This window comes from Peribacillus sp. SRI_006 (assembly GCF_057586375.1).
Genome location: NZ_JBYCZT010000055.1, coordinates 1 through 278 on the forward strand (window position 1 = coordinate 1; position 278 = coordinate 278).

Consider the following 278-nt stretch of genomic DNA (forward strand, 5'->3'; position numbering starts at 1 on the left):
CTTCATATTGTATGTGATGATTTGTAGTATCCTGTAACGGTTTTATATGTCATCTTTATTTTCCTTTGTGATGTCATCATAAGGTGTGTATCTATTTGAAGGTGCTGATTTCTTTTTAATCAGCCGATAACAAACAAAGCATATTACAGTAATAACAAATGGACTATAAGCATATGCCATTTAATCACTCCTTAAAAAGATTGCTTACTATTTCATCTCACTATATCCCTACTATCCCTTTGTTCAAAACAACGCGAAAACAGCGCAAAAAAATACAG

The 278-nt window shown here is 32.0% G+C and carries 1 protein-coding gene; it reads right to left on the reverse strand.

Annotated elements, in window-relative coordinates:
* Positions 1–42: 42 nt before the first annotated feature.
* Positions 43–180 (reverse strand): DUF3951 domain-containing protein, encoded by a 138-nt coding sequence (locus AC2YHV_RS27630; RefSeq protein WP_134402069.1) that lies wholly within the window; start codon positions 178–180, stop codon positions 43–45.
* Between the last annotated feature and the right edge of the window lie 98 nt (positions 181–278).